The following is a 10,614-nucleotide window of genomic DNA, read 5'->3' as shown; positions in this document are numbered from 1 at the left end:
CTCCTGGATACGCGAAAAAGAGACGCGACGGGGACCGGCGGGTACGGCGGAGGCTGCCAACGGGTGTCCTTCCAAGAAGCTTGCGATGGAATGACGAAGCGCGCGCCGGAAAACGGCAGCGCGAAAAGGCAGCATAGACGAAAAGGATGCAGGTGTCCACACCTACATTAATCGTCAACCTCGATCCCGCGATCAGAATTGCATGCCTGCGATGAAACTGTCAAGCCGGACCCGCGAAATTCAGGAACCAATACATGACCGAGGGTCATCGCAGCAGGTACCGACCACTTCATGCGCTCGTCGCGAGGATGGGAACCCTGTTGCCACGCCCGAGAGCCTGGGCGCTCGCCTCCCGGATCCGGAACGACCGCATCGTGGAGGCGAGCGGACTTCAGCGGTTGAGAAGGCCGGCCCCCCAGCCGCCACCTGCGCCGTTCGCGCAGGTCGGCGGGGTGGGCTCGGTACGACGGGAGGTTGTTCGACTAACTGAGCAACCCGCGTCGATACCCTTCGCCGACGGCGGCCGCGCGGTCGCGGACGCCGAGTTTGTCGTAGATGTGCAGCAGGTGGGTCTTGATACTGGCCTCGCTGATGAAGAGTTTGGCGGCCGCCTGCCGATTGGAGGCGCCGTCGGCCACGAGGGCGAGGACCTGCAGTTCGCGGTCGGTGAGGGCAGCCTTGACCGGCCGGCGTACCTGACCCATCAGGCGCCCGGCGACCGAGGGGGACAGAACCGGCTCGCCTGCGGCGGCAGCGCGGACGGCGCGCAGGAGGTCGTCGGTGGGGGCGTCCTTGAGGAGGTAGCCAGTCGCGCCGGCTTCGATGGCGGGCAGGACGTCGGAGTCGCCATCGAAGGTGGTCAGGACGAGGACCTTGATGTGAGGGTGGGAGCGGCCCAGGGCGGTGATGGCGGTGACACCATCCATTTCGGGCATGCGCAGATCCATGAGGACGATGTCGACCCCGAGTGCGGCGGCGCGGTCGATGCCTTCGCGGCCGTTGGCGGCTTCTCCGGCGACCTCGATGTCGGGCTCGGTTTCGAAGGCGGCGCGCAGGCCGTCGCGGACGATGGGGTGGTCGTCGACGATGAGGAGGCGGATCACCGGGGGCCTTCTTGGAGCGCGGGTACGGTGGCGCTGACGGCGGTGCCCTCGCCGGGCGTGCTCTCGATCTCGAGGGAGCCGCCGACGCCGCGTAGGCGTTGTCTCATGCTGCTGAGGCCGAATCCTTTGCCGTTGGGGTTGTGGACGCCGGTGCCGTTGTCGCGGATGTCGAGGAGGACGACGGCGCCGGTGTAGGACAGGGTGAGGCCGACCCGGGTGGCGCCCGCGTGCTTGGCGACGTTGGCGAGGGCTTCCTGGGCGACGCGGAACAGGGTGACCTCGATGGCGGGGCTGAGAGGGACACGGTCGCCGGTCACTTCGACGTGGAGGTCGACGCCGGCGGTTTGCGTCCAGTTGCGGGCCAGGGCGGTCATGGCCTCGGGAAGATGGGCGTCCTCAAGCTGGTGGGGCTGCAGGGCGGCCACGGAGCGACGGGCTTCGGTGAGACTTTCCCGGGCGAGGTTGAGCGCGAGCTCGACATGGGTGCCGGAGTCCTCGACCCGCTGGGCGGCCCGTAGCTGGGTGATGATGCCGGTGAGGCCCTGGGCGAGGGTGTCGTGGATCTCGCGTGCCATGCGCTGGCGTTCGTCGAGGATGCCGGCCTGATGGGCTTGGGCGAGGAGCTGGGCGTGGAGGTCGGCGTTCTCCTCCAGGGCGGTCTGAAGGTCGCTGACCGCCTTCCGGTATCTGCGCTGCCGGTCCTCGATCTTGATGCCTGCGATGGAGCCGCCGCCGATGGCGATGGTCTGCACGGCGATGATCACCAAGTAGAAGGCGATGAGCTGGATGCTGGCCTGGGGCCAGTCGAGCGACGAGCCGTACAGGACGCAGGAGGTGGCGGCGACGGCGGCGAAGGTCCACTTGGAGCGAGCGAAGCGGGAGGCGAGGAAGAAGCCGGAGATGCAGTAGATGAAGAAGATGGGGTCATGGAAGGAGAGCAGCGCGGCGGTGGCCAGGACGCCGACGAAGTGAACGGTGACGACGACCCGATGTCCGCGCAGGGCCGTGGGCAGGAGGGTGTGGGTGCCGAGAATCCAGGCGAGGGCCAGGGCGGTGAGCGCGAGAGTACGGGGGATCCCGCCTTCGGGCTGGTCGGGTGGGACCAGGCTGAAGAGCAGGGAAGTGGCGAGGGTGATGTAGGGGACGATCTCGACGACGCGCTCGAAGCGCCGTTCCCAGGTGGAGGGCGGGAAGGGGTCGTTCATCCGGGTTCGTGCCCTCCTCTCGGGTACAGATGGGTTTCACCTGGTAGTGACTGATGGGGGCGAGTTTAGGCGCATGGGGAGCAGGATGGCGTAGCCGTACATCAGGAGCCCCAGCGCGATCATGAAGATGATGGTCGGCCACTGCCAGATGGGCGGGAGATGGAGGGCGAGGAACCACCCGGGACCCCCGAGGTCGAAGATCTTCATGACCATGGTGACGAGCCCCTGGGGGAAGAGGGGTAGCCAGGCGATGAGGTAGCAGACGGTGACGCCGACGCGGTGCATGGCGGGGAGATCGGCGGTGGTGGGCTTGCTGTCGGCCTGGGGCGTGGGGCCGTGCTTCATGAGGTTGAGCAGCTCGGTCCCGTGGTTCTCCAGCCTGCGGTAGGCGATCCTGCCCAGGCCCCAGGCGCTGAGGGCGCCGGTGAGGACACCGGTGGCGACGCCCGCCCAGGGGTTGAGGAGGATGGCGCCTGCTGTGGGGAGGGCGATGGACGGGACGGCGATGAGCACGAGCCAGGCAAGGCCGGTCTCGGCGGTCTCGTCGGCGCCGGTGCTGAGCGGGTTGCCGCCCCGCTTGTGCGGGTCGGTGCCGGGGACCAGAGAGGTGACGGCCAGCAGGACGACGAGCCCGGCGCCACCGCCGAGGAGGGCGGGGAGCAGGCCGAGGACCCAGGGCCAGGCCCAGGACTCGCCGCTGACGAGGGTTCCGGCCAGGGAGAGGGCGATGGCAGCGGGGCCGACGATGAGGAACCAGGCCAGTTGCCGGCCGCGGACGTCGGCGCGTTCCGCGCCGGGGGTCATGAGGGTGAGCCAGAGGGCGGTGCCGTCGGCGCCGTAGAGGTTGGCCGAGGAGGCGGCGGCCATCACGATCGCGATGAGGCCGGTGAAGGCGACCATGATCCAGGCATCGAGGGTGACGAGCAGGAGGGGGAAGACGAGGGCGAAGGAGAAGGCGGTGCCGAGCAGTTGGATGCGGACGAGGTCGCGCCACCAGGCGCGCAGTTCCTTGGCGGCGGAGACATGGGCGCCGCCGGTGGTGGGGAAGGGGCGGGGCGCGCCACGACGCGGCGGCACGCCGCCGCGGACGGCCGAGACGACGCGTCGTGACAGCAGGGTGGCCCAGGAGGCCAGCAGGAGTGCGACGAGTACAGCGTTGGCGGCGAGGATCGCCACGGCCAGGGGCCAGGGGGCCTCGATCGCGGCGACGCCCCAGCCAGAGGGCAGGGCGCGCACCAGCTGGTGGGACCAGGCGGCGGGGTCGCCGCCGAGGGCCACGATGGGTGCCCAGCCGTTACTGCACAGGGCGATGGCGGTGCCGGTGGCGGCGCCGACGGCGGCCGCGGTGGCGCGGGACCTGACGAACAGGCCGATGAGCGCGACGACGACTCGGGAGATCATCACCATGGTGATGAGCGTGATGACGGCCGCGACCAGCCCGACGAGGACACCGGCCGGGCCGTGGCGCCAGCCGTACACGGGCAGGGAGAGCAGGGCGATGAGGTTGATGGCGGGTGCGGGGCCCGCGAAGGCTCCGGCGAGCAGGGCTGCGGCGGTCCGGCGCGGGGTGACCGGGAGCATGGCGAAGTATTCGGGGCGCAGGCTCTCGTTGCCGCCGCCGATGAGGATGGGCCCGAAGATCCAGCCGGCCAGCCAGCCGGCGAGGGCGAGGGGGAGATAGGCGGGCCACAGGACGGCCACGGCGACGGTTCCGGCGGCCAGGATCAGTCCGACGGAGACGCTGGTGTAGAGGTTGGCGGCGTCGTCGCCGCGCAGGGCGTTGCGCATGAGCGTCAGCCGCATGCGGATCATGATCTTGGCCATGGCGGCCGGGCCGGGGGTCAGGAGGTGAGCCATGCCAGCCCCTCCGTTCCTCCCGTACGGGCGCCGACGAGGTCGACGAAGGCGTCTTCGAGGGTTCCCGCGCCGCGTACGTCGGCGAGCGGCCCGGCGGCTACGACGCGGCCGTCGGAGATGACGCCCACGTGGTCGCAGAGCTGCTCGACGAGGGCCATGACGTGGCTGGAGATGATCACGGACCCGCCGCTGCCGACGAACCTGCGCAGGATGGTGCGGATGGTGGCGGCGGAGACGGGGTCGACGGCCTCGAAGGGCTCGTCCAGGACGAGCAGCCGGGGGGCGTGCAGGAGGGCGACGGCCAGGCCGATCTTCTTGCGCATGCCGGTGGAGTACTCGATGACCAGGGCCCGCTCGGCGGTGTCGAGTTCGAGGACCTGGAGGAGTTCGTCGGTGCGCTCGGCGACGACGTCGGGCCGCAGGCCGCGCAGCAGGCCGAGGTAGGTGAGGACCTCGCGGCCGGTGAGCCGCTCCGGCATGGCGTTGCCGTCGGGCAGCACGCCGATCAGTCCCTTGGCCCGGACGGTGTCACGCCAGACGTCGACGCCGAAGATCTCGGCGCTGCCCGCGTCGGGGCGCAGCAGGCCGACAGCCATCGCGAGGGTGGTGGTCTTGCCGGCGCCGTTGGGGCCGACCAGGCCGTAGAAGGAGCCGGCGGGGACGGTGAGGTGGATGTCGTCGACGGCCTCGTGGTCGCCGAAGGCTTTGCGGAGTCCGACGGTGCGCAGGGCGGGCACCCGGTGTGTTGGCATGCCTTGAGAATCGCGCGGGGACGGGGGTGGCGGATCGTCCGCCCGGAGAGCGGGATGGTGGATTCCGGCATCAACCGATCGGTTGATGCGAGGTGGGACGGCCGGTCCGTGGTGCGGGTCCCGCCGTCCAGCGGAAGAGCCAGCACGTGAAGCCACCCGCGCTACGCGATCGGCGTAGCGCGGGGACGCGGGGGGCCTCAGCCCAGCCGCGCCTCGATGGCCTCGATGATCCGGGGGCGCAGCTCGGCGGCACCGATGACGGCGTCCACCGAACCGACCTCGACCGCCCGCCGGATGTCGTGCACCCGGTCGAACTCCGAGGCCACCTCCCCGAGCTTCTCCGCGCGCACCGACATGCGTAGATCGTCCAGCTCCGCCGCCAGCGCGGCCCGGTCGGTGCCGGAGGCGGCGGCGACCCGCGCCTCCAGGTCGCGCACCCGGGGGTCGGCCGCGGTGCGCGCGTTGACGTCGCCGGAGAAGACCACCGCGGCGGCGGGGGCGCCGCCGAGGACCGACGCGAAGGAACCCTCCAGCGCGAGCACGGTGATGTTCGGATTCAGGGCCTTGGAGAAGACCACGAACGCGCCGCCGTGGTAGCGCGAGATCACGCAGAACACGATGGGGCCCTGGAAGTTGACCACCGCGCGCCCGATCTCGGCACCGTACTCGAGCTGCAGCTTGCGCATCGACTCCGGCGAGCCGTCGAAGCCCGACAGGTTGGCCAGCACCACCAGCGGCCGGTTGCCGCTGGCCGCGTTGATCGCCCGGGCGGCCTTCTTCGACGAGCGGGGGAACAACGTGCCCGCCGTGTAGGTGTCGGGACCGTCCGTGGGAGGGAAGCCGCGCCTCTGCACCGACCGCGACTCGATGCCGAGCAGGCACACCGGCCGCCCGCCGAGGTGCGCGTCCTGGACCACCGCGGTCTCCGCGTCGGCCATGCCCGCCCAGCGCTCCAGCACCGGGTGGTCCTGGTCGGACACCGCCCGCATCACGGTCCTGATGTCGAACGGCTTCTTGCGGTCGGGGTTGGCCTCGGCGGAGAAGATCTCGCCGACGGTGGTGAAGTCGCTGTCCGCCACGTCGTGCGGGTAGGAGGTGACGTCGCGGTCGACGGGGTCGGTGGTCTCCGTCCGGCGCGGCCCGTCCTCGCCGGGCGCGACGTAGGTGTGCTCATAGTGCGACATGAGCACGTCGCGGGCGGCGGTCAGGTTCGGCGCCCAGTACTGCGCCTGCCCGTTCGGCCCCATCACCCGGTCGTAGCCGCCGATGCCGAAGTTGTCCTCCGCCGACACGCCGCCGGAGAAGTCGAGCGACTGCTTGCCCGTGAGGACCATCGCCGAGTCCGGCGTCATCACCAGGATGCCCTTGGTGTGCATGAGCATCGTCGCCTCGGCGTTCCAGTACGGCTGAGCCCCCACGTTGATGCCCGCGACCACGATGTTGATCTCACCGCCCGCCTGGGTGAACTCGACGATCCGCTTGAGCGCGGCCGCCACCCAGTCCATGTTCTCCGTGCCGGACTCCATCGAGATGCGGGCGCCGGACGACAGCGCGTACCACTCCAGCGGCACCCCCATCCGCTCGGCCAGGTCGAGGGCGGCGATCACCCGGCGGCACTCGGGCTCCGAGAGCGCTCCGAGCGACCTGGTGGGGTCGCCGAGCAGCACGACCCGGGTGACGCCCTGCGGGTGGCGGCGGGTGCGCGTGGTGATCACCCCGGCGACCAGCGCGGCGGTGTTGCGGCCCTTCGGCCGCTCGACCGGCACCAGCGTGTGGTGCTCGTCGAGGTCGTACTCGGCGAAGTCGCCGAGCAGCCCGGTCAGCTCGTACGGGTACACCGTGTTGCGGCTCGCGGCGCGCAGCACCTTCTGCCGGTAGTCGTCGAACGGCTCGACGAGCTCGGCCGACGGCTCGCCGACGGTCATCGTGACGCCGGTGGCCTCGTAGGAGAAGCGCACGGCGATCTTGGTGAGTTCGCCCGTCCTCGGGTCGCGCTGCCGGGCGATGAACAGGATCTCCTCCAGCCCGGCGCCCGCCGTCGTGGGCGCGACGCGTCCGGCGATCGTGTCGAGTTCCGCCCGGGTGATGCCGACCGGCGGCCAGACGTAGATCACGATCCGGTTGGTGTCGAGCTGCTTCTTGGTCGGCCGGCGCGAGCGCGCGCGGCGGATCGCGTCGAGGCAGGCGGCGACGGCGTCCTCCGCGGTCGGCAGCGCGACGAGCCTGCCGTCCTGCTCGCGCAGCTCGGTCAGGTCGCGGATCTGGGCGAAGGCGACGAGCCGGTCGTCCGACGGGTTGTCGCGGGCCACGCACTGGAAGAGGTAGACCTCCTCGTCCAGCGACGGCAGCCGGGTGAGGTCGAACTTGCCGAGCCGCTCCAGTTGCATCCGCTGCGCGATGTAGGGGTGCAGGCCGCGGATGAGCCGTTCCTCGGCCATCCTGACCGGTGCGGGGCGGAAGGTGAAGTGGTGGTGCATCACCGCGCCGCCGCTGCCCGCCACGGTGGCGGTGATCCGGCGGACCTGCGGCGGCAGCGGGTGCGCGCCGATGACCGAGTGGAGTTCGGCCGCCATCGCGTCGGAGTCCGCCGGCTGCTTCTCCCACACGAGATAGATGTCGGCGTCGACGGCCTCCTCACCGGCGGCCAGGTCGGCGAGGCCGCGCAGCGCGTCGCCCAGCCGCTCGAAGCTCACGGCGGAGGAGGCCAGGCGGGAGCCGGCGCGCTCGGCGACCACGAACGCGGTGCCCTCGGCCGCGACGGTGCGGACGCCGGTGAGGCCCTTGTTGCCGTAGTAGCGCCGGGTCAGCACCTCCAGCATGACGGAGTTGTCCAGGCCCTCGCGGGGCAGGCGCTGGCCGAGCAGCCGTACCAGCGGCTCGGTGCTGCGGACCATGTCGGCGATGCGCTCGGCGCGGTCCGGCGCGTCGGGGTGGGCGTCGAGGTGGCGCAGGTGCTTGCGGACGCCCGCGTAGACGCGGGCGCGGTTGCGACGCAGCAGCGGCTGGGCGAACCAGGCGAACACGACGCCGCGCGCGAGGTCGGCGATCACGGGGAAGCGGATCTGCGTGGCGGCCACCAGCCGCTCCAGCGCGAGCCCGGCGGGCTCGCGCAGTTCCTGGCCGGGCGGCGGCTCGCGCAGCCACGAGCGCAGCAGCCTGGTGACGATCGCGGCGTCGGCGGCGGCGCGCTGCTGGGCGAGGAAGATGCGGAACACCGCGGCTTCGAGCTCGGGGGAGGGGTCGAGCCCGGCGACGCCGTAGTGGCCGAGCACCCTGGCGAGCTTGGCCTGGAAGGTCTCGGGCAGTCCGGCGCGCTCGACGTCGAGGCTCTGCAGGTAGGTGTGGAAGAACTCGCGGGCGCTGCGCTCGTGGGCGGCGCCGCCGTCCTCGCCGGAGGGCCGGTTGCGGCTCAGCTCGACGAGGTCGGCGAACACTTCCAGGAGCGCGACCTCCTCGGCCAGCGGACGGTGGCCCGCCTCGTCCGCCGCGTGGCGGGCGGCGAGGTAGTCGTCGAGCACCCGGCCCTCGTCCTGCGGGTCGAGGTCGAAGCCCAGCAGCAGGCTGCGCAGGTCCTCCTGGCCACGCGCGCTGCGTTCGTGGGCGGGGCGCGCCTCGGGGGCGGGGGGCAGGTCGAGTTCGACGGTCTCGGCCGAGGCGGTGTCCTTGGCGGTGTCGTCGGCGAGCGGTTCGAGGCGCAGCAGAGGCGCCCCGGTGTCGACCTGGCTGCCCACGGACACGACGCATTCCCTCAGCCGTGCCCTGAACGGCGCCCGCAGTACGGTCTCCATCTTCATGCTCTCAAGGACGAGCACCGGCGCGCCCGCCTCGATCTCGGCGCCGACCTCCAGGGGGGTGGCGACGACGAGCGCGGGGGCGGGGGAACGCACGACGCCGCCCTCGTCGCGGCTGACCCGGTGGGTCACGCCGTCGACCTCGACCAGGTGGACCGGCCCGTAGGTGGCGGTGAGCACGCGGTAGCGGACGCCGTTGACGAGGATCTGCCCGGTGTGCCGGTCGAAGCGGTCGAGTTCGACGTCGGCGGTGCGGACGTCGGCGCCGGCTTCGACGGCGACGCGGAAGCGGTGCGCGCCGACCCTGGCGACCCGGACGCGGTAGCCGACGCCGCGCAGTTTCAGGTCGAGGGGGCGGCCGCTGGTGTGGCGCACCTGCGGGCGTCCGCCCGCCGCCGTCGCCAGCAGGCGCTGCCGTTCGGCGCTCTCCTCCTCCTCGTACGCCTCGATGGCGGCGGCGGCCAGCGCCACGCCGGAGTGCCGGTGGGAGACGAGCCCGCCCTCGCCCCTGACCCGGTCGATCCAGCCGGTGTCGGCGCTGCCGTCGATCACCTCGGGCCGGTCGAGCAGGTCGAGGACGAAGCTCTTGTTGGTCGCGCCGCCCTCGATGACCACGGTGGTCTGCGCCATGGCCCGGCGCAGCCTGCCGAGGGCCTCGTCGCGGTCGCGGCCGTAGGCGATGATCTTGGCGATCATGGAGTCGAAGTCGGCGGGGATGGTGTCGCCCTCGCTGACGCCGGTGTCGACCCGGATGCCGGGCCCCGCGGGCAGGTCGAGGCGGGCGATCCGGCCGGGCGAGGGGGCGAAGTCGCGGTCGGGGTCTTCGGCGTTGAGCCGGGCCTCGACGGCGTGGCCGCGCTCCTGCGGCGGCTCGCCTTCGAGCCTGCCGCCGGAGGCCACCAGCAGTTGCGCCTTGACCAGGTCGAAGCCGGTGGTGCACTCGGTGATGGGGTGCTCGACCTGCAGGCGGGTGTTGACCTCCAGGAAGGCGAACATCTTGTCGCCTGGGTGGTAGAGGAACTCGACGGTGGCGGCGCCCCGGTAGCCGACGGCGAGGGCCAGCCGCTCGGCGGACTCCTTCAGCTCGGCTGCCTGCGAGGCGCTCAGCACCGGCGAGGCGGACTCCTCGACGACCTTCTGGTTGCGCCGCTGCACCGAGCAGTCGCGTACGCCGAGCGCCCACGCGGTGCCCTGACCGTCGGCGATCACCTGGACCTCGACGTGCCTGGCCCCGGTCACCAGGCGCTCAAGGAACACCACGCCGCTGCCGAAGGCGCGGGCCGCTTCCAGGCTGGTGCGTTCGTAGGCGTCGGCGAGTTCGGCGTCGCCGGTGACCACGCGGATACCGCGCCCGCCACCGCCCGCCGTGGCCTTGAGCATGAGCGGGTAGCCGATGTCGGCGGCGGCGGCCAGCGCGGCCTCCAGGGTCTCGACCGGGCCTCGGCTCCACGGCGCGACCGGCACGCCGACCTCCTCGGCGATCAGCTTGGCGCCGATCTTGTCGCCGAGCTTGCGCATGGCCTCGGGGCTCGGCCCGACGAAGGTGACGCCGATCCGCGCGCACAACTCGGCGAAGGCGGGGTCCTCGGCGACGAAGCCCCAGCCGACCCACGCGGCGTCGGCGCCGGTCTCCACCAGCGCGCGTTCCAGTTTCTCCAGGTCGAGGTACGGCCGCGCGGAAGCGGGACCCAGGTCGTAGGCGATGTCGGCCTCGCGCACGAAGGTGGCCGTGCGGTCGACGTCTGTGTGCAGGGCGACGGTCTCGATCCGTGTTCCGCTTTCCGCGGCGATGTCCCGCACGGCGTGGATGAGCCGCATGGCGGCCTCACCACGGTTGACGATGGCGACACGACTGAACACCCGATCGAGCCTTCCTGGTTGACGTACGGCCTGAAGCAATCAGCCT

At 71.6% G+C, this 10,614-nt stretch carries 5 protein-coding genes; all 5 read right to left on the bottom strand.

The features are described from left to right. Positions 1-482: 482 nt before the first annotated feature. Positions 483-1,103 carry a response regulator gene (locus tag ABD120_RS25485; RefSeq protein ID WP_343952581.1) on the bottom strand — a complete coding sequence of 207 codons (621 nt, stop codon included), beginning with the start codon at positions 1,101-1,103 and terminating at the stop codon, positions 483-485. After that, positions 1,100-2,308 (bottom strand): sensor histidine kinase, encoded by a 1,209-nt coding sequence (locus tag ABD120_RS25480; protein ID WP_343952580.1) that lies wholly within the window; start codon positions 2,306-2,308, stop codon positions 1,100-1,102. Before ABD120_RS25480 ends, ABD120_RS25485 begins: the two co-directional genes overlap by 4 nt. Before the next feature lie 36 nt (positions 2,309-2,344). Then, a complete protein-coding gene (locus ABD120_RS25475) occupies positions 2,345-4,165 on the bottom strand; it encodes a hypothetical protein (protein WP_343952579.1) in 1,821 nt (606 codons plus the stop codon). Then, on the bottom strand, positions 4,150-4,917 hold the full coding sequence (locus ABD120_RS25470) for an ABC transporter ATP-binding protein (RefSeq protein WP_343952578.1): 768 nt from the start codon (positions 4,915-4,917) through the stop codon (positions 4,150-4,152). The genes ABD120_RS25475 and ABD120_RS25470 overlap by 16 nt, the downstream gene beginning before the upstream one ends. A gap of 197 nt (positions 4,918-5,114) precedes the next feature. Beyond that, positions 5,115-10,568, bottom strand: a complete 5,454-nt coding sequence (locus ABD120_RS25465; RefSeq protein WP_343952577.1) for an ATP-binding protein — start codon at positions 10,566-10,568, stop codon at positions 5,115-5,117. Positions 10,569-10,614 lie beyond the last annotated feature (46 nt).

This window comes from Nonomuraea longicatena, assembly GCF_039525605.1.
GTDB classification, from domain to species: Bacteria; Actinomycetota; Actinomycetes; order Streptosporangiales; family Streptosporangiaceae; genus Nonomuraea; species Nonomuraea longicatena.
This window is presented reverse-complemented; position numbering and strand designations above follow the sequence as displayed.